The sequence below is a fragment of the Campylobacter concisus genome, from assembly GCF_015229955.1.
Lineage (GTDB): Bacteria > Campylobacterota > Campylobacteria > Campylobacterales > Campylobacteraceae > Campylobacter_A > Campylobacter_A concisus_AT.
This window is the reverse complement of the sequence record NZ_JAAKYZ010000001.1, coordinates 285,947-312,676: the sequence shown is the minus strand read 5'-3', so window position 1 is coordinate 312,676 and position 26,730 is coordinate 285,947. Positions and strand designations below refer to the sequence as shown.

Here is a 26,730-nt window from a genome sequence, read left to right as displayed (position 1 = left end):
TGCATCGAAAGGTGCAAGGTCCTAAATAAATATCATTCAAATATGCTTATTTTTAATTTTATTTTAAATGTAACTTCCCTACAATTCTAAACCTATTTTTAACAGACCTAAACAAAGATGAAATTATGCATAAATTTAAATTTACAATACTACTTGCGATCATAGCCATTTTTACTTTTACAGGATGTGCCAAAAAGTATATAGAGATGGTTGAAAAGGATACTACACATAAGTACAGCGGTGCTAAAGCGGTTTGTGGCGAAACCGAGCTTGATAAAAAGCTAGAAGGATACATAAATACCTTTTTAAAAAAGAAAGACCAATACGGTGACGACTTAATCATAAAATGTGATATACAAAGAACAAAAAATGGAGTTAGGATCCTTAGACACTTAACTCTGGGCATAGGTGGAGCTGGTAAATCTGAGACTCTCGCAGTTGTAAATTTAGTAGATCAAAGTGGCAAAGAGGTGGCCAAATTTAACGTTACTGTCGAGATTAGATATGGCTTTCTTGGCGGCAATGCAGATAGAGCACTACCAATTACCGCTAAAAACATCTATAAGATTGTTACAAAAGATTTTATGTAAAAACTTACCTTTTATTAATATCAAAAATATACTATCCCTTAAAATTTCACAACCAATTTTAAAGGATAAAAATGAAAAAGATCATAATCGCTGCAATATCTGCTAGCATTGCGATGGCTGGAGGCTTTATATCAAAGCACCCAAGCGAAACGATAAGCGTAAAAGATGCCTTAAAACTAAACGACGACACCAAAGTTGTGCTAGAAGGTAAGATAAAATCACATATAAAATCAGACAAATATGAATTTATTGATAAAAATGGTGATGTTATTGTTGTTGAAATCGACAATAACAAATGGGGCAACATAACAGTCAATGAAGATACACCTTTACGAATAAGAGGCGAGATAGATAAAGACCTTATGAAAACAGAGATCGACGTAGATAGCGTAGAAATCATAAGGTAGTTAAAATTTACACGCATTTAATGCAAAAAATACTAAAATCACGAAAATTTCTAACATAAAGGACGAATATATGGACGTTTCAAAAATCAAAGCTGGCTCAAACCCAGACAAAATCAATGCCGTAATCGAAATACCTTATGGCTCAAATATCAAATACGAGATCGATAAAGATAGCGGTGCAGTCGTGGTCGATCGCGTGCTTTACTCAGCGATGTTCTACCCAGCAAACTATGGTTTTGTGCCAAATACACTTGCAGCCGATAGCGATCCAGCTGATATCTTGGTGCTAAACGAGTATCCACTCCAAGCTGGCAGCGTCATCCCTTGCCGCTTAATAGGCGTTTTGGTGATGGAAGATGAAGCGGGCATGGACGAGAAACTTTTGGCTGTGCCAGTTACAAAGATCGATCCAAGATATGAAGCGATAAAAAGCTACGAAGACTTACCAGTTGCAACGCTAAATAAGATCAAAAATTTCTTTGAAACTTATAAAATTCTTGAGCCAAACAAATGGGTTAAAGTGAAAGAATTTAAAGATGCAAATGCTGCAAAAGAGATTTTAGACGCTGCGATAAAAAATTATAAATAATTTATAAGCCCTATTTTAGGGCTTTTCTTTTTAAATTTATTCATTTTATGCTCCACATAAAAAAGACTATTTTTTATATTTAGATAAGCTTTTTCTTGTATAATACGATTTTCTTTCAACTGTGGGTTCATAGCTCAGTTGGTTAGAGCATCCGGCTCATAACCGGATGGTCCCAGGTTCGAGTCCTGGTGAACCCACCACCTACTTTATCAACATTAAAAAATTAAAAATTTTTCATCACTTTTCCTTAGATTTTAAAATACTTTTAAAATACAAAAATGTTTAATAGTCCAAAATTTAAGCCAAATTTTCTAAACTCTTTCTAAAATTTCCTTGCGTTTTTGCCAATCAGGCATATAAAGCGTTAGATAGTCATAAAATTTCTTTGAGTGATTTGGATACAGCAGGTGAGCAAGCTCGTGAAATATGACGTACTCGATGCATGCTTTTGGCTTTTTGATAAGCTCTATGTTTAAATTTATATATGATTTATATGGGTTGCAACTCCCCCATCTTGTTTTCATCTGCCTTATCTTTACGCTTTTGATATCTTGTTTTACTATCTTGTTAAATTCTTGCAAGATATTAAAAAAATATAACGTCGCCTTTTCATGATACCACTCATAGACTAAATTTTCTTTTCGCTCTAGGTCGCTTTTATCTTTCACAAAGAGCTCCAGATAGCCCCTTTGTAGCTTTACACGCTCCTCTTTAGACTGCACCACTTTTAGCCGATAACTTCGCCCAAGATATTTAAAGTCTTCGCCGCTTACGTACTCTTTTTCGGGCGTCTTAAACGAGGAAAAAAACGCGCGCTTTTGCACTATCCATTTAGCTCTTTTTTTTATGATAAATTTTATATGCTCATCGCTTGCCGTTTTTGGCGCCGTTAGGATCGCTTCACCATTTGGTCTAACTTTTAAGGTGATATTTTTCACCTCTTTTTTGATGATTTTCACCTCATTTAACATAAAAGCTTATCTCTATTCCACGGATAGTTTGGTAAATTTTCTCCTTCTCATCGATAGAAACGCCGTATTCGTCCTCTATCTCCCAAAGAGCGTCTTCCATCTGACTTGTTATCTCATTTTCTACGTCTTTATTTTTGTGCCATTCCGGTTTTTTTGAGGCTTCTTCATAAATTTCATAAAATTTCACGCTCAAATTTTTAGCAACCACCTCAACATCCACAAGCTCCACATCTCCCAAAATGTCAAGCAAATTATCATAAATAGCAAACAAAATTTTCTTACCATTAAATTCTTTTGGATACCTGTCTTCATTTGGCTTTAAAGCACCAGTTATTAGGTCTTTTAGTAGTTTTGCTTTGACAAGTTTTTCTTCCTCACTTAGCCTTTTTGCTTTATACTCGTCGATGATGTCTTGTATCTGCTGCGCTATTGATTTATAAAACGCTGGATTTGAGTCCATTTTCTCTTTTACCACCGCGCTTACGGCACTGATGATCGTATCAGCCTTTGCATTTTTACCCTCAACCCTTTGCACCTCATCGTCAAATTCCGTCTCAAAGATATTTACGAGCTTTGTAAGCTCATTGACCCCTTGTGCATTTACATAAGTATCAAGCAGCTTTTGCATCTGCGCTTCGTATTTGCCAAAGTCGCAAGCCTCGTGATACCTTAGTTGCACCGCCTTTCTTAGCTCGTTATAAAATTTAACCCTCTGCTTATAAGCTTTGATCTCCTCTTCGCTTAATATGTCATAAATTTTCTCACTTGAAAGCGCCAGTTTAAACGCCCTAGCAAACTGTGATAGCCACTCTTTAAAGTCATCTCGTTTTTGCACGTCCTCTAAAACCGCCACGTAGCTTTCTAGATCGTCTTTAAATTTCACACTGCTAAAAAGATCGTCCAGATGAGTATAGTAAGTCTTTGCCTTTATGATCTCGCTTCTTACGTCTATCACGGCTCCAGTTATATCCTCTGGGTCAAAGCCACTTAGCGAAGCATAGCTAGTAAGCGCCTCATCAAGCTCGCCTAAAAGCCCTCTATAATCAATAATATAGCCGTAGTCTTTCCCATCATAAAGCCTATTTACTCTAGCTATGGCTTGGAGCAGATTATGCTCTTTTAGCTGTTTATCTATATAAAGCGTGCTTGCTCTTGGTGCGTCAAAGCCTGTTAAAAGCTTATCCACGACTATAAGCAGGTCTATCTCATCGCCGTAAACAAATTCATCCTTCACATGCTTTAGATACTCTTCCTCGCTGCCGTAGCCCCTTATAGTCTCTTGCCACGCCTTTGCGACATACTCTTTATGCCCGCCCTCAAGCTCCTCGTGCTCGTTGCTTGATATCACATAAGCACTTTTTATCTCTCCAAATTCTTCAAATATCTGATGATATTTTATGGCGTCGTATTTTCTTTGTGTTGCAAGCATCGCTTTAAAACCACTTTTTTTCAAAGTCTTTTTGATATGCTCATTTATATCCACAGCTATTAGCTCCAGCCTTTGCTCGCTTGATGCCACACGCTCAAACCTTGCCCACTTTTGCTGCAAGTCCCTTTTGGCCTCATCGCCAAGCTCTCTTGATATGAGATCAAATTTCCTAGTTAGCCCATCAGGGTCTAGCACCTCTTGACCCACGTATCGCCCCTCGTAAAGTAGCGGCAAGACAGCTCCGTCTTTTACCGCATCATCTATCGTATATCTATGAATTTCTCCGCCAAATTTCGCAAAGCTGTTTTTCTCGCGTTTTAAAAGTGGCGTGCCGGTAAATCCTATATAACAAGCAAGAGACAACGCCTTTTTCATAGCCTTATGCAGGTCTCCACCTTGCGTGCGGTGGCTCTCATCCACTAGCACAAATATATCGCCATCTCTTATCACTACCTTTTGATTTTTCATCTTTTCAAATTTATGCACGAGCGTAGTTATCACGCTAATGCCGCTTTGAAGCTTTTCTATCAGATCGCTTCCGCTACTTGCTCGCCCTGCTTTTACATCCGTGTTTTCAAAAGTCTCGTGTATCTGTCCGTCTAGATCTATCCTATCAGTTACGACGATGATCTTTGAGTTTATGTAAATTTGCTTTAAAAGCTTTGTTAGCATCACCATCGTGAGCGACTTGCCGCTTCCTTGCGTGTGCCAGATGAGTCCGCCCGCTCTTGCTCCGTCTTTTTTCGCCGATACCCTCTTTAGCGTCTCTTCGATAGCAAAAAACTGCTGATATCTGCAAACTTTTTTCATCCTTTTATCAAACACTATATAGTGCCTAACTAGCCTTAGCAGCCTATCTTTAGATAGTAGCGCAAAGAGCGTCATATCAAGCGCACTTACCTCTCTACCATTTATCACGCTCTTTAAGCTCTCTTTTGCTTTTGCTTCGTCTTGTTCTTTCCACACGCTATAAAATTTAAACGGCGTTCCAGTTGTACCGTATCTTGCCCCGCTTCCATTTGCTGCGATGGTTAGCTGGATGTATTTAAAAAGATGCACTATCTCATCTTTGCCCTGCTCTTTTTCAAGCTGTTTTATGCCGTTTTCAAAGCTCACGCTTGATTTTTTAAGCTCGATTACGACTATGGGTATGCCGTTTATAAAAAGCACAAGATCGGGCCTTCTGTGTTTTTGCGCCTCGCCTTGATTTGCCCTGCTTACTTCAAATTCTTCCGTTACGTAAAAGTTGTTGTTTTGCAAATTTTCAAAGTCTATAAATTTAAAAGAAAAGCTCCTTCTTGTGCCATCCTCTAAATTTTCCTCGATACTAGTGCCAAGCAAGAGCAAATTCGTGATCTTTTCATTTGCGACTATTAGCCCTTCGTTTAGTGAAACCCCCGCTAGCTCATCGACTGCTTTTAATATACTGCTTTGGCTAAATTTATATCGCTTGCCCTTATACTCATAACCGTTTATCTCGCCAAGCTTTTTGGTTAAAATTTCCCTAAACAAAACCTCGCTAGTTTTACCGCCACGAAGCTTTAAATTTTCCTCCCTGCTTATAAATTTATAACCCAAGCTTTGAAGTAAATTTATGCTGTTTTGCTGGATCTTATTTTCTGAAGTATCTGGGGTCATTTTTTATTCCTATTTCAATTTAACTATTTTCTATTATCTCGTTTCCACTTGCCAATAAGTGCTGTTCTGTTATGGCACCAGTATAATGTTGCTCAAAAAATATTTCTATTAAGCTAGTAAGATGCTTGTTTTCTTTTATAATAAATCTATTATCTTTGTATTCAAGATTGCTAGAAATACCATATTTATCCATATAATGTCTTATCGACTCTTCTTTTCCTTTAAATTTTTCAAGCATATTATTATCAAGTATATATTTTAATTTCTTGCTATTTCTACTTCTTATATTAGAATGTTGGATGTTCATAGAAAACAAACTAAGTGTTTGATTTACAGTATCTTTAAATTTTGTGCAATCTTCTTCAGTAGCTTCTTTGTAAATTTCTATAAATTTGCCATTAAAGTACTTTAACTGATTAAAATCTTGAAAATATATTTTTTTTCTATTTTTCTCTATAAAAATATCAACTTTATTATAAAACTTTAAAATTTTTTCAAATTTTTTATACTTTACATCACTACTGCCAAATTCAAAAAATGATGTAGCTTTAATAAGATTTCCACTTTTGATATTTTGTATATTTATAATTTTATCTTTTCCAGAGTCAAAGCCATAAAAAAAGTATTTTATTTTTAAAAAACAATCTTTTGATAAATTTGGATAGCTACCGGTATTATCGAAAACATTAAAAAGTCCTAAAATTTCATTTTGCAAATCTTCATCTAAAGAATCAAGATTAACAAAAAACCATTCATCGCACATGTTATTGTCTGTCCTGCATAATGCTCTATCTGGATTACGTATATATTCATACACTTCAGAAATATTAACCTTATTAAAAAATACATCATTGTCACTTTTTATAGTAATCTCATCGTTGTCTTTATTAAAAACGCTATAGATACCATCTCCTGCAGCCATTAATCTTGAGTTCATTTTTCATCCTTTTTTATATGATAAAACACGTTTTCATCTATTTTTACTAAATCTTGAATTTCTTTTTTCTTTTTTACTTGTTCACTTTTATCAATAATTATAATAAAGCTACCTTCGATCGATTCTACTTTGTAAATTCTCTTACCGACCACATAAAGAAATGGGTTTAGATAGCCTATATTATTCATATAAAATACGAAAAATAGAAAAATGCAAATTATGATACTTGAAAGCCAACTTATATTATTTAAAAAGCTCATTGAAAAAACCGCTGCACAAACAGCGAAGTAACTTGCAACATATTCACTATAAACTGGATATATTTTTTCAAATTTTAAATTATCACATGTTTTATTTTTTAAAAAATAATTTATGCAAAAATATAACAACACGTTAATAAAAATAGTAATTATGAAATAAAATACTTCAATCGGAAAATCAAAAAAATAACAATTTATCCTAAAATCAAAATATTTATTTAAAAAATTTTCTCCATTTGATAAGTTAGACAAAACAAATAACATTATTATCCAAACAAAAGAACTAAAATTTAATATAAATTTAGCCAAATTTATCATTTTGCTCTTACCTTTCCGCTTAGTAGTTTTTGCATCAAGCCTTGTTTTTGTTTTTTCAAATTTTCCAGCTTTAAATTTAGTAAATTTACCTCATTATCACAAGCCGTTAAAACCTCTGCGATTTTTTGTTGTTCGTTTAAATTTGGAAGCTTTATTTTAAACCTTAAAAAATCCTCTGGACTAACTGCCATTCTTTCATACACGGTCCCCTCTTCAAATTTTCTAACTTTTTGTATAAAATCATTTTGAGTTAGGTAAAATCCAGCAAAATCATTATCAAGCTCATTGCAACATTCAAATGTTACATATATGGGTGAAAAGATGCCATCGCCATAAATATTTTTACAAATTACACCAAATTTTAAATTTGCTGGATTGTAGCAAATATCGTTTAATCTTGTTATTTTATACTGCTTATTATCATCTTTTACTAAAAAATCCCTATCATATCTTTCACACTTTGGAACAACTCCGTCTTTTGTTAAAGATACATGCTCCAAATCAAAACCTTTGTTTTGATACGTTTTACGCTCTTTTAGAATTTTACCAAGCTTTGTCTCTTCCCACTCGTCTTTGAATTGGGGAAAGCGGATTTTGGCTGTGAGTAAATTTTGCATAAGAGCTTTTTTAAACTGCTTTTTGCTTTCTATCAAATTTATAGTTAAATTTATAGCCTTATCCCAAGTAGATAAAATTTCCGCTATCTTTTTTTGCTCGTCTAATGATGGTAGTTTTACTCTTATATTACATATAGTGTTTTTAGACAAACTTGGAACGCCAGTTGCTTCATTGTATTTTTGCCAATCTATAGTCGAAAATATATAGTAAATAAATTTAGGCAAAGAATTTTTAAATCCGTATGTATAAAATAAGGTATCTACTGTCCAAAATTTACAATTTAAATATATAGGTTTATCGATAGTCCCTTTTCTACCGATACATACACTTTCACCATCATACAAAAATTCATCAACAGATAATATATAGCCACCTGTTCCATATACTGGTATATTTCCAAGCTCTAAGTGTTTATAATCTCTTCCGCTCCCGATCTTTAAAACATCCCCAAGCCTCACGACACTCCATCCGCTCGGTAAATTTTTAAATTCGCTCATAGTCCAAGCTCCGCAAGATACTCGCTCATCTTGCTTTGAACGCTTTTTAGCTCGGCTTCTAGGCGTGAAATCTCAGCCTTTGCAGCCTCGATATCTACAAGCTCTTCTTCTTCAAAGGTATCTACGTAGCGAGGGATGTTTAGGTTGTAGCCATTCTCTTTTATCTCGCTAAGGCTTGCTAGGTGGGAGTATTTTTCTATCTCGCTTCTGTTTTTGTAGGTAGCGACTATCTTTTTTATGTTTTGCTCGGTTAGCGAGTTTTGGTTTTTGCCTTTTTCAAATTCTTTGCTAGCGTCGATAAATAGCACATCTTCGTTTGCGCGGTTTTTCTTAAAAACAAGTATGCAAGCAGGGATGCTCGTGCCATAAAATAAATTTGCCGGTAGGCCAATGACGGCGTCAAGCAAATTTTCTTCGATCAGCTTTTGGCGGATCTTGCCCTCATTTGCTCCGCGAAATAGCACTCCATGTGGAAGCACGACGCCCATTTTGCCGTTACTACCTAGGCTTTTTATCATATGCACGACAAATGCATAGTCGCCCTTGCTCTTTGGCGGCAAAGCATAGCTAGCAAATCTCATAAAAGGATCGTTTAGAGCAAAGTCAGCGCCCCATTTATCTAGGCTAAAAGGGGGATTTGCCACGACTATATCAAAGGTCTTTATAAGATTGTCTTGTAGATGAAGAGGATTTCTGATCGTGTCGCCCCACTCGATCACGGCGTCATTTATCTCGTGCAAAAACATATTCATCTTGCAAAGTGCGTGAGTTTGTCCGTTTTTCTCCTGTCCGTAAAGGCGGAAATTTTTACTGCCGACCTCTTTTGAAGCCTTGATAAGAAGCGAACCAGAGCCGCAAGTAGGATCATAGATCATATCGCCCTCTTTTGGCTCAACTAGCTTTGCAAGAAGCGTCGAAACCTCTCTTGGCGTATAAAACTCTCCGCCTTTTTTGCCAGCGTCGCTTGCAAAGTGAGCTATAAGATACTCGTATGCGTCGCCTATTATGTCGTTGCCCTCAAGCATAGATGGGCGAAGATCTAGCCTAGCGTCGCTAAAGTCCTCAAGTAAATTTTTCAAGATAGCGTTTCTCTCTTTTGTGTCACCAAGCTTGTTTTTGTTATTAAAATCTATGCTTCTAAAGATGCCTTCGAGCTTATCTTTGTTGTCCTCTTCGATCTTTTCTAGCGTTTTGTTCATTATCTCGCCTAAATTTGCAGCCTCTTTGTGCGCTAAAAGATACTCAAAGGTGCAACTCTCATCAAGCTTAAATTTCTCTTTCTTTAGCTTTGCTTCGATCCTCTCGCTCTTGTCACCGTATTCGGCTCTTAGCAACTCAAGCTTTTCTTTATAAAAATCAGATAGATATTTAACAAAAAGCATCGTTAAAACATAGTCTTTATAGTCGCTTCCATCCATCGTGCCACGAAATGTGTCACAAGCCTTCCAAACTACGTTATTTATGGTATCTTGTGTGGTCTTTTGCATCTTAGCTCTCCTCTTTTATTAAATTTTCAAATATGCTTTTGTGGTATCTTTGCTTTTGGGCTGCTAAATTTTGTAAAATTTCGCTCTCCTGGCGAGCTAAATTTAGGTATTTTACTATCTTGTTTTGAGTTTGCAAATTTACAAGCGGTATTTTTAGATTATTTATACTTGCAACGCCTATCATCGCTATTGTAGTGCCTGAAACATCTGGCGCAAGGGCTCTTTTAACGGCGCTGCTGTTTAGATAATGAGCCACAAAATGCGGATCAAATTTAGCGTTTTTAACTCTTATGCGAACCATCAAAGATGTGTAGATAAGATCGTCATAGTCCTTGTCTATATAAACGGCAAAATTTGGCTCTCTAAGGCGCAGTAAAACATCGCCACGGCTCACTTTATACTCATCGCTTATTTTTTCGCTTGATATGAACTCATCGGCAAATGTGTCATCAAAGAGTGCATTTTCGTTAAAGGACTTTAACGAGACTACTTTATAGCGAAATTTCTCATCTACATTTTTGTCCGCCTTTTTGCGGATTAAAACTAGACCAGTTTTTATCTCAGATATGTCGCTTATTTTTATCATTTTAAGATGCCCCTTTCTGTATTATTTTAAAAATAATACTAATGCTTTTATGACCGAAGTATATCAAAAAATGTAAAAATTAACAATACATTTTTATATTATTTCAAAAATAATACATCAAATTGACGACTAAAATCTTAATTATTTTTTAAACGATAAATTTACTTTAGAAAATTTACCCCTGCATCTTTTAAATTTATCTCGATTTTTAAGTTAGCATTTGGCTATAATCACTCAAATTTAGATTGCGGTCGCAATTTACATTTGCATAAATTTACCTTCAACTACCATTTTTGCAAATTTCAAAAGTCAAATTTCACAAGTTTCGCGTGCCGAAAATATCAAATTTACATTTCTAAATCCCAAAAGGAGATTTCGTGGAATTAAAACAAACCGGTATATCACGCCGTGGCTTTTTAAAAGGTGCTTTAGCCACAGCGGCTGCTGCCACGCCACAAACGATGCTGGCTGGCTTTACGCCATTTAAGTCTGACTCGCTTCAGGTTTGGTCGTGTGGAGGCTTGTCTGAAGCTTTTAACGAGCTAAACGCCATTTACGAGTCAAGAACAGGGCACAACATCCAATACACCGGCGCCTTTGCTGGCGCTCTTGGCAAGTCGCTTTTAGCACTTCAAAGCACGACCGAGCTCTTTGGAGCAAGGGTTTTAGAGCTTTCTAAAAAACTTCGCAAAGCTGGTCTTAGCCTCCACTTTAGGCCTCTATGCTTTACTGACTACGTCCTAGTCGTGCCAAAAGGCAACCCTGCTGGCATTCGCGACTTAAAAGACCTTGCTGAGCCAGGAGTTAGAGTGATGCTGCCTCTTAGATCATCGCCCCCTGGCAGTGGCCCGGTCAAAGGGATCTTAAAAAACTCAAACCTAACTGATGCGGTGATGAAAAACATGGTCGCAAATGGATCATGCGTCATAAATATGATGTGCGAGCTAGTTGATGGCAAGGGCGATGCTTCGATCATCGAAAAGCGCCTAACAACGCACGATAGGTTTAAAGACAAGATCGAGTATATGCCCATCGATGAAAAGCTCATCCCGCCTGGACCGCTCACTTTTACGCTAAATATAATGAAATATGTAAAAGATGAAAGGCTCGCAAATGACTTTGCAGACTTTGTTTGCGGCACTGAGGGGCAAGAAATTTTTGAAAAACATGGCTTTACCTCCATTTATTCAGCGCGTGGGCTAGAGCTTATAGAAAGGTTTGGTGTAAAAGATGTGTAGTAGCTGTAATAGCGCATGCTCTAATGGCAGTGCATGCGGCAATGTAAATTTAAAAAAGAAAAGCAAAAACTCTCCCACAACAAAGATAAGACGCCTAGTGCAGCTCATCTTTATAGCTGGCATCGGTCAATGGGCATATTACGGCATTTTTAGATGCCCTTTTGTGGTGCCTTTTGTGAATTGCCAAAACTGCCCTATCATCACCTGTTGGGGGCGGATCACGTCGCTGTTTTTTGGATTTTGGCTATTTATCCCAGCACTTGTCATCCTCTTTGGTAGGGCATTTTGTGGCTGGGTCTGTCCAGCAGGCTTTGTCAATCAAATGCTTGGTAAATTTGCCTTTTTCAAGCTAAAAATTCGCAGCAAAAAGCTGATAATCGCTCAAATAGGCATGCTAATTGCCATAGCAATCAGCCTTTGGGTCTATTTCGTCTGGGGCAATCCTCGCATGATGATACCTATAAGAACGAGCGATGAGTACCTAACTGCCGTTACTTTATCACTTCGCTTTGGCGAGTGGGAGTGGGTCACTCGCACGGTGATCATCGTCTCAATCATGCTAGCCTCGCTGATCGTAGCCAACCTTTGGTGCCGTTTCGTCTGTCCATCAGGTGGCGTGCTTGAAATTTTGCGTAAATTTTCGATCTTTCGCGTCTATAAAACAAGCGCTTGTGACAACTGCGACGCGTGCTTGCGTAAGTGCGAAATGGGGACAAGACCTGATGAGACAAACTGCACAAACTGCGGAGACTGCCTCAATGTCTGCCATGCAAATGCCATTAAATTTGGAAGGAAAAAGAACTAATGATTTTTCGCACTAAGGCTGATCTAGACAGCCACCCCTGCTTTAACAAAAAGGCCTCCGCTAACTACGGACGCGTGCATCTACCAGTTGCCCCACACTGCAACATCCAGTGCAACTTCTGCAACCGCATATATGACTGCGCTAATGAAAACCGCCCTGGCGTAACAGCAAAGGTGCAAACTCCAGATGAATCGGTGAAATTTTTAGAAAAGCTCTTTAAATTTAGACAAGACATCTCCGTCATCGGCATCGCTGGACCTGGAGATCCGATGTGCGACGCTGACAAGACACTAGCGACCTTTGAAAAGTGTAAGTCCCACTTCCCAAATGCCCTGCTATGCCTCTCAACTAATGGACTAGCTCTGCCTGAGCATGTTGATGAGATCGTGCGTCTTGGCGTGAGCCACGTGACAGTGACTGTTAATGCCGTGACGCCAGATGTTGGCTCGAAGGTCTATTCGTGGGTGAGGTATGAAGGTAAAAACTACTACGGCGAAGAGGCTGCTAGGATACTGCTAGCGCGCCAGGACGAGGGCATCCGCAAGCTAAAAGAGGCTGGCATGCTAGTAAAGATAAACACCGTCGTCATCCCCGGGGTCAATATGGACCACGTCCAAAGCATCTCAGCAAAGGCAAAGCAGTGGGGAGCTGACATAATGAACTGCATGGCGATGATACCGGTGCATGGTACGCCTTTTGAAAATTTAAAATCCCCTTCAACCGATGAGATCCACCGCATCCGCAGATCAATAGGTAGTGACATAAATCAAATGTCGCATTGCAGTAGATGCCGCGCTGATGCATGTGGAAAGCTTGGCGAAAGATAGCGATAAAAGGCACTGAATTTAGTGCCTTTTGCATTTTTGGTTTTTGGTTTTTGGTTTTTGGTTTTTTGCTCATGTGACTTTTGTTTTTTTTCTTGTGTGGCTCGTGAATCGTGCGCCTTGCAGCTCGTGGCTCTGGGCTAAATTTTGTAAAGTTTGTTGGATATCAAAGTTATAAAAAGCATAAAAAGGTGCGGTTTATTCGTAGATAGAATGAGTTTTGCTCAAAAACAAAGTGGCTAAAATTTCTTTACATTACTTTGAAAAACATCTTTTTACAAACTCTTTTAAATAGGCTTTTAATCACGCATCTTAATGCTTTACTTACTATATAGACCTCAACCGCTACTATCTTCATCTATCTCGCATCTTTGATAGTCTTTGTTGGTGCTTATGATATGAGTATGCCCTAAGAGCTCTTTTGGGCAACTTAACCATGAAATTTCTGTAAAAGTTTATAAATTTAACTTTGCCTTAAAAATATAGACGCCGTTTTATGCGACGTTTAAATTTATGCTCGTGTTTGTTTTGCGCTTGCGTAAATTTTATCCTAGCAAACTGCCTAAATTTACACTTGCTTTAAATTTACAAGCTCAAATTCAGCCCAAAATTCGCTTCCAGCTCCAACTTCACTTTTTACTCCAAGCTTTGCGCCGTGAATTTTAGCGACGTTTGCAGCGATAGCAAGACCAAGACCGCTGCCTGTGTTTAGGCTTTTGTTTCTTGAGCTATCAGCTTGATAAAATTTATTCCAGATTAGCTCGCTATCTTTTTTAGAGATACCCATGCCATCGTCTTTTACAGACAAAAGTGCGTGCGTTTTTGATACGCTTAAATTTAGCTCGATCTTAGCCGAAGCAAATTTAAGTGCGTTGCTTAAAAAGTTATCCACCAGCCTTGATATCATCAGCTCATCGCCGAGAATTACGGCATCTGGTGCCACCACGCAGCTAAATTTTAGCCCCTTTGCGCTTGCTAGCTTCTCATAGTCGCTGGCTAAATTTTGCAAGATAGAGCTTAAATTTATATCTTTTAGCTGTAAATTTCTGCCAGCCTCCAGCCTTGAGAGCTCTAAAATTTGATCTATAAGCGAGGTGATCTTTCTTGACTGCCTAGAGATGACCTCCAGCGACTCCTTGGCCTCGCCCAAATTTTGTGAGTAGTTTTTAGCGTAGTCGCTCTCAGCCATGATGACAGATATCGGCGTTCGCAGCTCGTGCGAGACGTCTGAGGTGAGCTGCTTTTCACTTTGATAGACCTTTTCAAGCGAGTCGAGCATCTGGTTAAAAACGCTCGCAAGTGCGTGCAGCTCGTCTTTGCCAGCAGGCAAGTCGATACGCTTTGAAAAGTCCCGGCTGCTGCCTATCTCAAGGGCAGTCTTTGACATCGTAGTGACTGGTTTCATCGCGTTTTTTATCGTTTTGTAGCCGCCGTAAAGCACAAAGATAAATAAAACCGGCACAAGAACGCCAAGCGCTAGTAAAAATAGCCCCTCTTTTTTGAAAAATTTCTCCGCATTTATCACGCCTCTGACCCAGACATCTTTGTCTTTAGCTGCGATATCGTAGTAGTAAAAGCGGTTTTCGCCTTCTTCATAAAGCTGCACCGCACCGCTGTTCATTTTAAGTGAAATTTGAAAGCGCTTTGGCGCTAAACCGCCGATCACATCGCCTTTTGCGTTATATTTTATAAAAAATATCCCATCATCATATGGCTCAAACTCATCCATATCATTGGCGATTTTGGTGACTGATTTGGCTAGCTTTTTTTGGCTCGCATCCTCAAAAAACTCATCCGCCACGACCGCCGAGATAGCAACTAGAGCCGTTACGATAACGATGATAAAAAACGAGTACCAAAGCGTTACGCGCGCCGTTATTGGTATGTTTGCAAGCGCTTGTTTAATCCTTAACAACATAGCCAAGCCCTCTTTTAGTCTGGATCACATCACACTCGCCAAGCTTTTTTCTTATGTTTTTTATGAGCACGTCGATGACGTTTGAGCCACCCGTGTATTCAAAGTCCCAAACGTGCTCTTTGATCTGGTCACGAGTTAAAATTCTGCCCTTGTTTAGCATCAAAAACTCTAAAATTTCATACTCTTTGCCAGTTAGCTCTATCTGCTCTCCGCTAAATTCGACTGACTTTTTAGAAAGGTCGATCTTTAGCTCGCCTGCGCAAATTTCACTAGCCACGTTGCCGCTATTTCGGCGAATGAGCGTGCGCGCCCTAGCTAGCAACTCCTTAAAGTCAAATGGCTTAACCAAATAATCGTCCGCACCCGCATCGAGCCCCTTTACGACGTCGTCCACATCGTCCTTTGCCGTTAGTATCAGTACGGGTGTCGCAAGCTTTGCAACGCGTGATCTTTGCAAAAATGTAAGCCCGTCCATCACTGGCATCATAAGATCAAGCACGATGAGATCGTAGTGCGCCACGGCGGTAAAGTCCATCGCCTCCTCGCCGTTAAATGCGCTATCGACGCTATATCCGTTTTTCTTTAGGTGCTTTACTATGACGTTGTTTAGGTCTATTTCGTCCTCAACGACTAAAATTTTCATCTTATCTCTCTTGGTTTTGCTAGCTATTTTATCAAATTTGGCTTTTTATTTTTAGATTTAAAATTTCACCATTCATTGCGCCGATCTTAAAATCATATAAAAAACCATTAAATTTAGCCCTTGCATCATAAAAATACTCCGTGCAAAATGTGCCAAAGCTTTGTTTTTTCGCTAGATAGATCGGTGCAAATTCCACCTCTTCTGACTTGGTTTTTAGGCGCTCTATGACGATCTCTTTAACTTTTTCTGGCAAGATGCAAGCCACTCTTTCAAATTTAGCCTGCTCTTCATTTATCTTTGATATCTCCGCCCTTTGCGCCTCGTCTTTTAAGCAGTTTGAACGTTTGATAGCCACACTCCAGCCTTACCAGTGCAAATTAGCGCATCCGCCACACCTTGAAGCGAAAGTTCAAGCGCTTTTTTAAAGAAATTTTGAGCTTTGCATTTAGAGGTAGCTTGACTTAAAATTTCTGCGCTACTGCTTGCTTCAATAGGATTTTTATCCAAATTTTCAGGGCTTTGCTCGCTCTTCTCTAAATTTTCGTAACTATTTTTATTAGCAGCATTTTTACTTAAATTTTCTCTCTCGTTTTCGCTAAAATCAGCGACTTTATTTTCGCTTAAATTTTTATTCAAATTTCTCTCTAAACTCTGTTCGCCAACGTTATCGTTTAAATTTTGCTCTAAATTTTCACTCATCTTTTTCACCTTTATAAAATTTAACGCCCAAAAAGGGCGCTAGATCACTTTGTATAGTTGCCGATTATCTCGCCTGTTTGAGCGTTTATGATCACTTTTTTCTCGCTCCTGTCGCGCTTAAGCTCTACTTTGTATATCCAAGCACCATTTTTATTATCAAGCTCTGCCTCATCAAGGCTCCAGCCAGCCTCGAGCGCTTGAGCTTTAGCCACAGCCTCGTCGATGCTAAGAGCAAATTTTGAAAAATCTACCGCTTCGATCGGCAAGATATGTTTTTTATTTTTATTCTCTACTTTAACGATCTGACCGCTGTTAGCATCGATCTTGATCTCTTGTTTGACGCCATCTTTAAATGACTCTATCTTGTAAAAAGTCACGCCCTTTTTGACGTTCATCTCGATATCTTTGACGCTTAAGCCTGGGAAGTTTTTCTCAGCTATGCTTAAAGCCTCTTTTGATGTGATAGCTGCTTGCAAACCTGTCGCTCCCAAAACTGCTGCTAAAACTGCTGCACCTAATACTTTTTTCATTTTTGATCCTTTTATTTTTGATTTCCAACTTTCGTTTGGATGAGCGCATTATAAAAGTCTTAAATGAAGCTAGAATGAATAAAGAAAAATTGTTTTAACTTCGTCCAAAGATGAATATCTAATCGCATTTTGATTACTAATCAGAACGATATACTTTGAAACAGCAAATAAATCTGAGGGTAAATAAAAGGGAAAAATACAAAAAATAAGAAAACTTAAAGTTCTTGAAACATCGTTAAAATCGGGATTTTAAAAGGATTTTTGAATATAAATGGCTCCGGATGCTGGGTTCAAAAATATATAATTCTTAAATACTCCAAAATACTCTATAAATCCCTAAAATACGCCATTTAATAGCTTAAGCATACTCTAAGTTACACTAAAATATCATACATTTTTACAAATTTCGGGAACAAATAGGGAACAAATTTAGGGGGTATTATGGCAGGAAAGCTTAAAAATTACAACTCTGCTTTTGGAGTCAATAAATATCCGGGAATTTTCTTTAATAATCTAGCTAGCGGCGACGTGGTTTTTTATATGAGAGTTACGCTTGAAGGCAAAAAGGCCAACGTAAAAATCGGATCAAAATCCGAAGGCGTAAATATAACCTACGCATATAATAAAAAGAAAGAATTCGACGCCAAGCAAAGAAATGGCGAATTGCCAGATAGCATAACCAAGAAAATAATAGCCAAGAACAACAAAAACTCGCTTAAATTTGATGAGATCGCAGACGCATTTTTCGGATTTAAGCTAGAAAAAGAACCCGATAACGCCGTCAATATAAAAGAGCAAAGACGAGATTACGAAATTTACCATAAGGATAAGTTAGGCGGTCTAGCCACGACACAGATAACACCCGAGATGATAAATGAGCATCATAAAGATATTTCTCAGATAATCTCGCCTAAAACCAAACGAAAGCTGTCGCAATCCAGGATAAACGCTATAATGGGTATAGTTAGGACGATTTTTAATCACGCTATAAAAAACGACCTTATCGATCATATTAGCCCGTACAAGATAGAGCTAAAAAAACCAAACAACAAGCGAGAAAGATTTTTAGAGCTTATAGAGATAGAACTTTTGCGCAAAGAAGTAGCGGCTAAAGGAGATTTTGCCTTAGAGCTATTCGTTGATCTTGCGCTTTGCACGGGAGCTAGATTAGAAGGAATTTTAAACATTAAAAAAAAGGATTTGGCGCTATCTACTAAATCAGTTACCATAAGCGATTTTAAAACAAAGAGCACGTATACGGGGTTTTTAAGCAAAAGGGCGCTAGAAATGATCAATCAAATTTATACCTCCCTATCCCCGAACGACTTTTTAGTAAATAAACCAAAAGCCACTATTCAAAATGTCTTACAGCCGTTACTTAATAAGCTTTTTAATCAAAATTTGGATATAAGCGATGCTACTAATAGAGTAGTCATTCACACCCTTAGGCATACGTTCGCTTCGCATCTTGCTATAAAGGGCACTCCGATACTAACGATAAAAAAGCTAATGAATCACTCTGATATCAACCATACCTTAAGATACGCTAAACTAATGCCAGATAGCGGACGAGAGATGGTGGAATCTTTGTATGAGTAGGTTTATACAAGTTACTTATTCGGCGACAAATGCGTAAAACAAACTGCATTTTATATCATGTATGGTATAATACGGCTTAGTTACACAGAAGGATTGCGATGTGGAGCGTAGAATTTGCAAGCGAAGCCATAAAAGACGAGTTCTTGGAGCTGCCGACCGGTCTCAGGCAAAGAGGTTATAAAATGTTCGAGCTCTTAGAGGCTAGGGGCAATACCTTAGGGGAGCCATACACCAAAAGCCTAAAGGACGGACTATTTGAGATACGTATAAAGTCGGATGAAGGAATAGCTAGAAGCATATATTGTTATGAAATCGGCAAAAAAATAATAATCCTGCTAATTTTTGTCAAAAAAACGCAAAAAACGCCAAAAAGCATACTAAATTTGGCGGAACAAAGATTAAGGGAGTTTAAAGATGGGAACCGTTAATTTTAGAGAAGTTTTAAAAGAAGAGCTAAAAAATCCGGAATTTAAAGCGCAATACGATGCGTTAGAGGACGAATATAAAGCCATAGAAGCTTTAATAGACGCCAGAAGCGAAGCCGGGCTAACTCAAAGCGAGGTAGCTAAAAGGATGGGCATAACCCAATCAGCCGTAGCTAGGATAGAAAGCGGAGCGTATAATATCAAGTATAAAACATTCTTTAACTACATAAAAGCTTGCGGTAAAAGAGTGGCGATAGTTTGAGTGAGATTAATTATCTAGCAAATACTCAAGTCAATACAGAAGAAAATATTAAGCTTTGTTGATTATCAAATCGGGGCTTTTTTGCAAATACGACTGTTAGTAATTTGGAAAAAATAAGATCGTTATGGTATAAATATATTTTTAACACGATAAAATCGAGATTTTTAATACGTCTACAAAAATAAATACGGCTATATTATAACGATGCTTGTTTTATTAAATAATCTTAATCCCACACAAAAATACTCTTCTTTTTGATTCTTATTTCTTGCTCAAAAACAGTACATACTTTAATCTTTATTTATGCTATAAGAAAACTAGCAACATCTTAATTTTTAAAATTTGTGCTAAAATACCAAATAAAAAAACAAAAGTAAATTTCCCTATAAACCAAAATTTACTTTAACTTAATAAAAAAATAACAGCTTCTAATTCCACCGTACAGTCTTAGAACTTAATATCATTTATCAAAACATCAATAACAAACAACTCCTACATAGGACGATATGTTAATACTTACTTAGCAAACTCAAATGAGTTAGCTGCAAGGTCTTGACAGACGGCCTATATTTTTCTTTGGTCAGGTAAAAAGAAAAATATAAAAACTTAGACGAAACTTTATCGCTCGAAAATGATTTTTCATCGGCAAAATGTCTAAGTTTTCATATAAAAACCCTTAATGAATATAATTAAGGGCTTTTTATATACGGTCGGCGTGTTTGAGTCATGCACGGGCTATATAACAGTAAAATACGGCTTGATAAAAATTAGTTTTTTGACTCGACTCTATAATATAAATTTCCTTCTCGGTCTTACGTCAGGCCGCAAATTATATTTATGATTTTTCAAGATTTAACCTACATATGCGGCAAGTTATGTGCGATCTCGTTCTAGCCTTATGCTATTTTTTATTATTCCTTCATTTCTTATGCAAATAACAGATAATGATAAAATCTTAGTCAAAAAATATCTTAAGAAATATGCTAAATTTGCATATATAAATCATCATCAGATGCCGATAAAAACGCGCTAAAATACGTTTAAGTTTTTGCTTGATTTAAGCAAGATTTCACTAGAATCAAATCTTAAATTTAGATTTTCAAGCTATCATTTCGCAAAAATTAAGGAAAATCATGCAACCTATTTTTACGACCCAAATCACCAAATTTAAAGGCGCGCAAAAAAGCGTCGTTGATGATATTTTGGTGCGCGAGATCAAGCTTGAGATCTACATAAACGGCAAGCGTTTCGGCGCGCTCATGGCGACTCCGACCGATCAGGAGGCTCTAGCTGCTGGCTATCTCATCAGCGAAAATTTGATCGCAAGCCCTGAAGATATCGAGAGCATAGAGCTTTCAAGCGACGCTTTAAGCGTGCGGGTAAAGGCTAAAATCAACGAAAAGCGCCTCGAGCAGTTTGACGAAGAAAAGGTGATAATCAGCGGCTGTGGACGCAGCTCGACGGCAAATATCGACCCGGGGGCTATGGCGGCGCGCTCCGTAAAGGCCGACGTCAAATTTAACAAAGACGAAATTTTGCGCCAGATGGGGCAGTTTTACACGCAGTGCGAGCTTTACGAGATGACGGGCTGCGTGCATACGGCTAAGCTTTTCGTGAACGGAGAGCAGTTTTACATCGGCGAGGATATCGCTCAGCATAATACCATAGACAAAGCCGTCGGCAAAGCTATACTAGCCGGCGCGCAGCTGCAAAATTCGTTTTTGATGGTGAGCGGCAGGCTCAGCTCCGAAATGGTCGCAAAAGCCGTCATGCACGGCATCCCAGTGCTCGTCTCGCGTACAGCTCCGACTAGTCTTGGCGTCGTGATAGCGCGTAAATTTAACCTAACGCTGTGCGGCTTTGCTCGCGGCGAAAACATAAACGTGTATAGCGGCGCAGAGAGAATCTATGAGTGAGCAAATCCGCGAACTGATAACAAAACTGTTAAATCCAAAGGGCAGGCTAGACTGCGGCGCGGCGTTTAAGATCGCCGCAAAGCTAGGCGTAGAGATCGGCGAGGTTAGCGACGAGGCCGAAAAAATGGGCGTAAAGATCGATAACTGCGAGTTGGGGCAGTTTGGCGGGCTGGAAAACGGACGCGGCAAATACACCGTGATGACGCAGCTAAAACAGATGACCGACGAAAAGGGCAGAATACTGTGCAAAGACGCTAGAGACGCGGCTGGGGGCGTGGGACTAAAGACGATCCGCTCGACGCTAAAAGACTATAAAATCGACGTAAAATACTGCCAGTTGGGGTGTTTTAAGGAGAAGAAAGGAAAAAAGATGAGAGTAAAAACCAAAACTTGGATAGAAAACGACGAGGGCGAGCTGATCTTCGGCAAGGGCAAAACCGAAGTCCTAGACGTCATCGCCGAGGTCGGCTCGATCTCAAAGGCCGCCGAAATCCTAGGCATGAACTATAAAAAATGCTGGACTCATCTGCAAATTTTGCAAAAAAATCTAAAAGAGGAGCTCTTTACCACCAAACAAGGCGGCGGCGAAAACGCCGGCACGACGCTAAACGAGCGCGCGCATGAGCTCATAAACGCCTATAGGCAGCTACAAAACGACATCGAGGACTTTGCGGATAAGCGCTTTAAGGAGCTGTTTTTGAAAAAAGACGGCGAGAAAAAGGACTCGGCCAAAGACGACGCAAACGATAAAAAGAAATAAAACCACATCAAATTTAAGGGAGAAAAAATGTACGTAAAACTAAACGATAGGGTCTATCTAAACAAAGACAAGATCACTAGAATAAAGGTAGATAGCGTCCAAGACGGTATCAGGATTCGCTTCTACGAGGGGCAAAATCAGGTCGCTAAAAGCGGACGCTTCGAGAGCGAAGCAAAAGCTATCGAGTGGCTAGAGAAAAATTTTATAAACAAATAATAAAATGGTCGTGAGCCTCTGTGGCTCGCGATTCTCTGCTTTATTAAGTTAAATTTGCCGCTTTGCGGTTAAATTTAGCTTGTTCAAATTTAACCTCCAAATTTACTAAATCATTTCCACAGCAAAAGCCCGAAATTTGCGAAAATTTACTATAATTACTGTATCAAATTTAAAGAGTAAAAAATGGCAAATTTAGACGAAATAAGAAAAAATATCATCCTAAAACCGGGCGTGCATTATTTTGATTTCGCGGCTTCCGGGCTTGCTTATGAGCCCGTAGAGCGCGAGATAGCAGATGTTCTCAAAACCTACGCCAACACACACTCCGACAGTAGCTCGAGCGCCATCATCACGCAGCGGCGCTACGAGGGCGCGCGCGAGAGCCTAAAAAAGCTGCTAGGCCTTGACGAGCGGTTTTATCTCATCGCCTGTGGGCAGGGTGCGACGGCAGCGATCAAGAAATTTCAGGAGCTGCTTGGCATCTACCTGCCGCCTGCAACCAGAAGCGCGATCGGCGAGGCAAATTTACGCGCCGCGCAGCCTCCGCTCGTGCTCGTTTCGCCGTACGAACACCACTCAAACGAGCTTAGCTTTCGCGAGGGGCTTTGCGACTACATGCGCGTGCCACTTAGTGAATCAGGCGAGATCGATCTGCTAGCGCTTGAGCGCATCCTGAAGCTAAATGCCGGACGCCGCATTATTGGCTCGTTTAGCGCCGCCTCGAACGTCACGGGCGTCATTAGCGACTATAAAAAGATCAGCGAGCTAATCAGAGCTGCGGGCGGCATCGTGGCCTTTGACTGCGCGGCGCTGAGTTCGCACGCAAATTTAGATTGTGACTATTTTGACGCGATTTTCCTCTCGCCGCATAAGCTATTAGGAGGGCCTGCTAGCTGCGGGCTTTTGGCGATTAAAAAAGAGCTGCTCGGTAGCGACGTGCCGACATTTGCCGCGGGCGGAACGGTCGCCTACGCTAGCCGCGAAGGGCACGTGTTTTTGAAAAATCCCGAGCAGCTAGAAGAAGGCGGTACGCCGCCTATTATCGGGCTTATGCGGGCAAATTTGGCTTACGCGCTGCGAAACGAGGTGGGCTTCGAGCAAATAAAAAACGCCGAGGACGAGCTCGCACGGCTTTTTGAGCGCGAGCTAGCAGGCATTGACGAGGTCATAAACTACGCTCCAAAGGGCGCGCCGCGACTGCCGATAATTTCCTTTAACGTGCGCGGCGTCTCGGCGTATGATTTCGCCGCGAGCCTTAGCAATGACTTCGGTATCCAGACGCGCGCGGGCGTGATGTGCGCGGGGCCGTACGCTCACGATCTGCTGGGTATCAAGGAGGGTCGCATGCCCGAGAGCAAGCCCGGCTTCGTGCGCGTGAGCTTGCACTACACGCACACCGAGCAAGACGTGCTATATCTAGTTGGCGCGATAAAATCCTGTATCAAAAAGCACCGCGATCTCTGGGGCGAGGAAAAGGCGATGTACGAGATGTTCGGCGGGAAAATTTAAATTTAAGCGGATTAAAATTCGGCTCGCGAAAAGGTCAAATTTGAAATTTTACGCCGTAAAGATACGGGTTTGGGCGGTCAAATTTGATTAAATTTAAAAACTAAAAAGAGTAAATTTAAGAAAGAAAAAGGGCGCAAAGCGCGCCCTAATCACGCGAATTTAAGCTCTAAATTTAACCCAAATTTGCACGTAAAAAAATTAGTTCTTGCGAGTATTCGCATCAGGCGTGAAAAGCGGCTTATTTAGCAGCTTAAAGTCGCCGATAAACTTCTGACCCTCTTCGCTAGTCGCCCACTCGATAAATTTATTCGCGTTTTCGATGTCGGCCTTAGCGCAGTGCTTCGGATTTACCGCGATTAGCGAGTAGAAGTTCTTTAGGTCGTTGTCGCCCTCGTTGATGATAACCATCTCAGGCGCGCCTTTTTTGGTGTCCTCGTACTTGATGTAGGTGCCGCGGTCGGTGAACGTTACGCCCTTTTGCTCGGCTGCTGCGTTGATAGTAGCTAGCATGCCTTGGCCCGTTTGCATGTACCAGCCGTCTTTTTCAGGCACTTCGCCGATGATTTTTTTCCAGATACCTTTTTCTTTGTTGTCGGTGCCTGATTTATCGCCGCGAGAGAAAAATTTGATATTCTCTTTTTTGATCAGCTCAAAGCTCTCTTTTATGTCTTTGCCTTTAAATTTATCGGCGATAGATTTATCGGCGATAACGACGAAATCATTGTACATTACGGCTTTTCTCTCGACGCCAAAGCCTTTTTCTACGAATTCTTTCTCAACTTTTGGCGAATGCACGAAAAGTATGTCCGCATCGCAGTTTTCGCCGAGTTTCAAGGCTGCTCCGGTGCCTACCGCCGTCCATTTGATATCGACGCCGGTTTTTGCCTTATACGCAGGGTAGATCGCGTCTAGTAGCCCCGTGTTATCGGTGCTGGTGGTGGTAGCCATGATGAGTTCGCTATCGCCCGCAAACGCCAAAACGCTCGCGATTAGCGAGCCTAATATTACTTTTTTCATTTTTCTCCTTTTTTAAAAGTATGCTATTATAGCACATTAAATTAACCTTAGAAATATGCGGAGAAAGAATATTTGGATTTTTTATTAAACGGATTTTTGGAGGCCTTTAGGCTGCTTTTTAGCGGCGACGAGGAGACGTATTCGGCGATCAGGGCGACGCTTTACACTTCGAGCGTCTCGATATTTTTTGCGATTTTAGTCGGCTTTCCGCTTGGATTTACGCTGGGATTTTACGATTTTCGCGGACGGCGAGTATTACGATTGCTTAGCGATACGGCGCTTGCGATGCCGACAGTTGCGATCGGGCTTATTTTATACGCGTTTATCACGCGAAACGGCCCGTTTGGCGAGTTTGGACTGCTTTTTACGCTAAAGGCCGTGATGCTCGGCCAGTTCGTGCTGGCTCTGCCTATCATCGTCTCGCTAAGCGCTAGCGTCGTGGAAAATATGGACAAAAAGCACTATCTAACCATCCTAAATTTACGTCTGAGCGCATCTAGGCTCGTTGGCTGCGTGCTGTACGAGCTGAGGTATGCTCTGATGGTGGTCGTAGCGACGGCGTACGGGCGTATCGTGGCCGAGGTCGGCGTGGCGATGATGATCGGCGGAAATATCAAATACTTCACTCGCACGATTACTACTGCAGTGTCGCTGGAGACGAACAAGGGCGAGTTTGCGATGGGTATCGCGCTTGCGTTGGTACTTATCTTTATCGCATTTGCCGTAAATTTGACGATACACGCGCTAAAAAGGCTGGATAAATGAAATTTGATAAATTTAGAAAATTTACGCTCGAAAAAAGCGGGCTAGGCGCGTCAAATTTGAGCTTTTTTGTAAATTTAACGAGAAAGGCGCGCAGTGATAAACGTTAGAAATTTACGCCTAAACTACGGTACGAGCGAGATTTTAAACATCCCGCGCCTTGATATCGACGTTAGCAAAATCACCGCGCTAACTGGCGGCAACGGCAGCGGCAAAAGCACGCTGATGCGAGTGATGTCGTTTTTGCAAAAGCCCACTAGCGGCGAAGTGCGGCTGTGGGGGAGTAGCGCGCCGAGTCTAAATTTACTGCGCGAAGTTAGCGTTTTGTTGCCCGAACCCGCGCTTTTAAAACGCTCCGTGAGGGAAAATTTTAGAGCCGTTTTAAAAAGCCGCGGAGTGCTAGCTGAATTTGAACAAAGGGCGAGCGAGGCGTTAAATTTGGTCGGGCTTGACGAGCGCTTTTTAAGCAAGCGCCACTTTGAGCTTAGCTCGGGACAGACGCAGCGCATTAGCTTTGCGTTAAATTTGGCGCTTAGATCGCGTCTATATTTACTCGACGAGCCGACAAATAGCGTGGACGTGGGTACTTCAAAGCTTTTTGGCAAGGCGGTGCTTTACATGCGGCAAAGATACGGCTGCGGCTTTGTGATCGCTAGCCACGACGACAAATGGCTAAGCGCGGTCGCCGAAGAAAACGTCTTTTTGCACAAGGGCCGCGTGTGCGAATTTGAATACAAAAATGTATTTGACTCGCGGGACGGGGTTTTAAAATTTGACGAAAATGCGAGCGTAAATTTGCCGCAAAATTTACGTAACGCCGTAAAGATCGCCGTAAATCCAAGCAAAATAACGCTAAGCAAAACGCCGATAGATGGGTATTTGGGCGGCATCTTGCACTCGGTTTCGCTCTATCTTGGCAAAGAGCTTTTGGTGAAAATCAAAGTCGGCGACTTTTTGATTAAAACGCTGGCGGCGAATTCGCAAAATTTTAGAGTCGGCGAAAATATTTATTTTAAATTTGACGAGGAAGCGTTTTTGGGGCTTGAGTGAGCCCTGAAATTTTGCAAATTTCGCTTCAAATTTTAAATTTAGACTCGTTTAACGCCCGTTAAAAGAGCCTAGTTAAAAGTAAATATCAAAATGAAGCGTAAATGCAAGATATATGCGGAAATTTCATATTTATTTTATCTCCTAAAATTCGCCGTAAGCAATATGCAACTAAGGCATATTTAAGCATATATTAATTTTTTTGATTTATTTTTTTTTAAGTATAAGAAATA

Annotated in this window: 28 protein-coding genes and 1 tRNA gene; 16 read left to right on the top strand and 13 right to left on the bottom strand. The window is 40.0% G+C overall.

The window, feature by feature from the left end; all coding sequences use genetic code 11:
• The first annotated feature begins 125 nt into the window (after nucleotides 1-125).
• From G6W45_RS01605 to G6W45_RS01590, 4 genes are all read left to right on the top strand, one after another.
• On the top strand, nucleotides 126-590 hold the full coding sequence (locus G6W45_RS01605; protein WP_194167305.1) for a DUF4410 domain-containing protein: 465 nt from the start codon (nucleotides 126-128) through the stop codon (nucleotides 588-590).
• A gap of 71 nt (nucleotides 591-661) precedes the next feature.
• Nucleotides 662-997, top strand: coding sequence for a NirD/YgiW/YdeI family stress tolerance protein (locus G6W45_RS01600; protein WP_194167304.1), 336 nt, complete (start codon nucleotides 662-664; stop codon nucleotides 995-997).
• Nucleotides 998-1,067: 70 nt separating this feature from the next.
• Nucleotides 1,068-1,586 (top strand): inorganic diphosphatase, encoded by a 519-nt coding sequence (ppa, locus tag G6W45_RS01595; RefSeq protein ID WP_194167303.1) that lies wholly within the window; start codon nucleotides 1,068-1,070, stop codon nucleotides 1,584-1,586.
• Nucleotides 1,587-1,709: 123 nt separating this feature from the next.
• Nucleotides 1,710-1,786: transfer RNA gene (locus G6W45_RS01590), tRNA-Ile, on the top strand.
• A 111-nt stretch (nucleotides 1,787-1,897) separates the two neighbouring features.
• Here G6W45_RS01590 and G6W45_RS01585 read toward each other — a convergent pair.
• Genes G6W45_RS01585 through G6W45_RS01555 form a run of 7 tightly spaced genes read right to left on the bottom strand, consistent with a single transcriptional unit; the run spans nucleotide 1,898 to nucleotide 10,327 of the window.
• Complete coding sequence (locus G6W45_RS01585) at nucleotides 1,898-2,557, bottom strand: M48 family metallopeptidase (protein ID WP_194167302.1); 660 nt, start codon at nucleotides 2,555-2,557, stop codon at nucleotides 1,898-1,900.
• A complete protein-coding gene (locus G6W45_RS01580) occupies nucleotides 2,547-5,624 on the bottom strand; it encodes a type I restriction endonuclease subunit R (protein ID WP_194167301.1) in 3,078 nt (1,025 codons plus the stop codon). Before G6W45_RS01580 ends, G6W45_RS01585 begins: the two co-directional genes overlap by 11 nt.
• A 19-nt stretch (nucleotides 5,625-5,643) precedes the next feature.
• Nucleotides 5,644-6,561, bottom strand: a complete 918-nt coding sequence (locus G6W45_RS01575) for a hypothetical protein (RefSeq protein ID WP_194167300.1) — start codon at nucleotides 6,559-6,561, stop codon at nucleotides 5,644-5,646.
• Nucleotides 6,558-7,139, bottom strand: coding sequence for a KwaA family protein (locus G6W45_RS01570; protein ID WP_194167299.1), 582 nt, complete (start codon nucleotides 7,137-7,139; stop codon nucleotides 6,558-6,560). Before G6W45_RS01570 ends, G6W45_RS01575 begins: the two co-directional genes overlap by 4 nt.
• Nucleotides 7,136-8,254, bottom strand: coding sequence for a restriction endonuclease subunit S (locus G6W45_RS01565; RefSeq protein WP_194167298.1), 1,119 nt, complete (start codon nucleotides 8,252-8,254; stop codon nucleotides 7,136-7,138). Before G6W45_RS01565 ends, G6W45_RS01570 begins: the two co-directional genes overlap by 4 nt.
• Nucleotides 8,251-9,741 (bottom strand): type I restriction-modification system subunit M, encoded by a 1,491-nt coding sequence (locus G6W45_RS01560; protein WP_194167297.1) that lies wholly within the window; start codon nucleotides 9,739-9,741, stop codon nucleotides 8,251-8,253. The genes G6W45_RS01565 and G6W45_RS01560 overlap by 4 nt, the downstream gene beginning before the upstream one ends.
• Nucleotide 9,742: 1 nt before the next feature.
• Complete coding sequence (locus tag G6W45_RS01555; RefSeq protein ID WP_194167296.1) at nucleotides 9,743-10,327, bottom strand: restriction endonuclease subunit S; 585 nt, start codon at nucleotides 10,325-10,327, stop codon at nucleotides 9,743-9,745.
• 377 nt (nucleotides 10,328-10,704) lie between these two features.
• Here G6W45_RS01555 and G6W45_RS01550 point away from each other — a divergent pair, with 377 nt between their 5' ends.
• The 3 genes from G6W45_RS01550 to nifB are packed head-to-tail and all read left to right on the top strand — an operon-like array spanning nucleotide 10,705 to nucleotide 13,197.
• On the top strand, nucleotides 10,705-11,565 hold the full coding sequence (locus tag G6W45_RS01550) for a substrate-binding domain-containing protein (protein ID WP_021087798.1): 861 nt from the start codon (nucleotides 10,705-10,707) through the stop codon (nucleotides 11,563-11,565).
• Complete coding sequence (locus tag G6W45_RS01545) at nucleotides 11,558-12,370, top strand: 4Fe-4S binding protein (protein WP_194167295.1); 813 nt, start codon at nucleotides 11,558-11,560, stop codon at nucleotides 12,368-12,370. Before G6W45_RS01550 ends, G6W45_RS01545 begins: the two co-directional genes overlap by 8 nt.
• On the top strand, nucleotides 12,370-13,197 hold the full coding sequence (nifB, locus tag G6W45_RS01540) for a nitrogenase cofactor biosynthesis protein NifB (protein WP_194167294.1): 828 nt from the start codon (nucleotides 12,370-12,372) through the stop codon (nucleotides 13,195-13,197). The genes G6W45_RS01545 and nifB overlap by 1 nt, the downstream gene beginning before the upstream one ends.
• 565 nt (nucleotides 13,198-13,762) lie before the next feature.
• On the opposite strand, the gene G6W45_RS01535 is transcribed toward nifB, so the two are convergent.
• The 5 genes from G6W45_RS01535 to G6W45_RS01520 are packed head-to-tail and all read right to left on the bottom strand — an operon-like array spanning nucleotide 13,763 to nucleotide 16,984.
• Nucleotides 13,763-15,112, bottom strand: a complete 1,350-nt coding sequence (locus G6W45_RS01535) for a HAMP domain-containing sensor histidine kinase (RefSeq protein ID WP_194167293.1) — start codon at nucleotides 15,110-15,112, stop codon at nucleotides 13,763-13,765.
• Nucleotides 15,096-15,755: a response regulator transcription factor gene (locus G6W45_RS01530; RefSeq protein WP_194167292.1), complete on the bottom strand. Its 660-nt coding sequence runs from the start codon at nucleotides 15,753-15,755 to the stop codon at nucleotides 15,096-15,098. The genes G6W45_RS01535 and G6W45_RS01530 overlap by 17 nt, the downstream gene beginning before the upstream one ends.
• Nucleotides 15,756-15,786: 31 nt before the next feature.
• The gene (locus tag G6W45_RS09740; protein ID WP_242039023.1) at nucleotides 15,787-16,110 is read right to left on the bottom strand and encodes a hypothetical protein; all 324 of its coding nucleotides are present in this window, start codon (nucleotides 16,108-16,110) and stop codon (nucleotides 15,787-15,789) included.
• Entirely contained in the window at nucleotides 16,083-16,454 is a 372-nt protein-coding gene (locus tag G6W45_RS09735) for a hypothetical protein (RefSeq protein WP_242039022.1), read from the bottom strand. The genes G6W45_RS09740 and G6W45_RS09735 overlap by 28 nt, the downstream gene beginning before the upstream one ends.
• A gap of 44 nt (nucleotides 16,455-16,498) precedes the next feature.
• Nucleotides 16,499-16,984 carry a PepSY domain-containing protein gene (locus G6W45_RS01520; RefSeq protein ID WP_194167291.1) on the bottom strand — a complete coding sequence of 162 codons (486 nt, stop codon included), beginning with the start codon at nucleotides 16,982-16,984 and terminating at the stop codon, nucleotides 16,499-16,501.
• Between the two features lie 441 nt (nucleotides 16,985-17,425).
• On the opposite strand from G6W45_RS01520, the gene G6W45_RS01515 reads away from it, so the two are divergent.
• From G6W45_RS01515 to G6W45_RS01485, 7 genes are all read left to right on the top strand, one after another.
• Complete coding sequence (locus G6W45_RS01515) at nucleotides 17,426-18,583, top strand: tyrosine-type recombinase/integrase (protein WP_194167290.1); 1,158 nt, start codon at nucleotides 17,426-17,428, stop codon at nucleotides 18,581-18,583.
• Nucleotides 18,584-18,681: 98 nt separating this feature from the next.
• Nucleotides 18,682-19,011, top strand: a complete 330-nt coding sequence (locus tag G6W45_RS01510; protein ID WP_194167289.1) for a type II toxin-antitoxin system RelE/ParE family toxin — start codon at nucleotides 18,682-18,684, stop codon at nucleotides 19,009-19,011.
• Nucleotides 18,998-19,270 (top strand): type II toxin-antitoxin system RelB family anti-toxin, encoded by a 273-nt coding sequence (relB, locus tag G6W45_RS01505; protein ID WP_087576737.1) that lies wholly within the window; start codon nucleotides 18,998-19,000, stop codon nucleotides 19,268-19,270. The genes G6W45_RS01510 and relB overlap by 14 nt, the downstream gene beginning before the upstream one ends.
• A 1,133-nt stretch (nucleotides 19,271-20,403) precedes the next feature.
• A complete protein-coding gene (fdhD, locus tag G6W45_RS01500; protein WP_194167288.1) occupies nucleotides 20,404-21,186 on the top strand; it encodes a formate dehydrogenase accessory sulfurtransferase FdhD in 783 nt (260 codons plus the stop codon).
• A complete protein-coding gene (locus G6W45_RS01495; RefSeq protein WP_194167287.1) occupies nucleotides 21,179-21,946 on the top strand; it encodes a winged helix-turn-helix domain-containing protein in 768 nt (255 codons plus the stop codon). Before fdhD ends, G6W45_RS01495 begins: the two co-directional genes overlap by 8 nt.
• A gap of 27 nt (nucleotides 21,947-21,973) precedes the next feature.
• A complete protein-coding gene (locus G6W45_RS01490; RefSeq protein WP_004320751.1) occupies nucleotides 21,974-22,162 on the top strand; it encodes a hypothetical protein in 189 nt (62 codons plus the stop codon).
• A gap of 183 nt (nucleotides 22,163-22,345) precedes the next feature.
• Nucleotides 22,346-23,671, top strand: coding sequence for an aminotransferase class V-fold PLP-dependent enzyme (locus G6W45_RS01485; protein WP_194167286.1), 1,326 nt, complete (start codon nucleotides 22,346-22,348; stop codon nucleotides 23,669-23,671).
• A 198-nt stretch (nucleotides 23,672-23,869) separates the two neighbouring features.
• Here G6W45_RS01485 and tupA read toward each other — a convergent pair whose 3' ends face one another.
• The gene (gene tupA / locus G6W45_RS01480; RefSeq protein ID WP_194167285.1) at nucleotides 23,870-24,688 is read right to left on the bottom strand and encodes a tungstate ABC transporter substrate-binding protein TupA; all 819 of its coding nucleotides are present in this window, start codon (nucleotides 24,686-24,688) and stop codon (nucleotides 23,870-23,872) included.
• 72 nt (nucleotides 24,689-24,760) lie between these two features.
• On the opposite strand from tupA, the gene tupB reads away from it, so the two are divergent.
• The gene (gene tupB, locus G6W45_RS01475) at nucleotides 24,761-25,453 is read left to right on the top strand and encodes a tungstate ABC transporter permease TupB (RefSeq protein ID WP_194167284.1); all 693 of its coding nucleotides are present in this window, start codon (nucleotides 24,761-24,763) and stop codon (nucleotides 25,451-25,453) included.
• A 93-nt stretch (nucleotides 25,454-25,546) separates the two neighbouring features.
• Nucleotides 25,547-26,500: a tungstate ABC transporter ATP-binding protein TupC gene (gene tupC / locus G6W45_RS01470; protein WP_194167283.1), complete on the top strand. Its 954-nt coding sequence runs from the start codon at nucleotides 25,547-25,549 to the stop codon at nucleotides 26,498-26,500.
• Nucleotides 26,501-26,730: the final 230 nt, after the last annotated feature.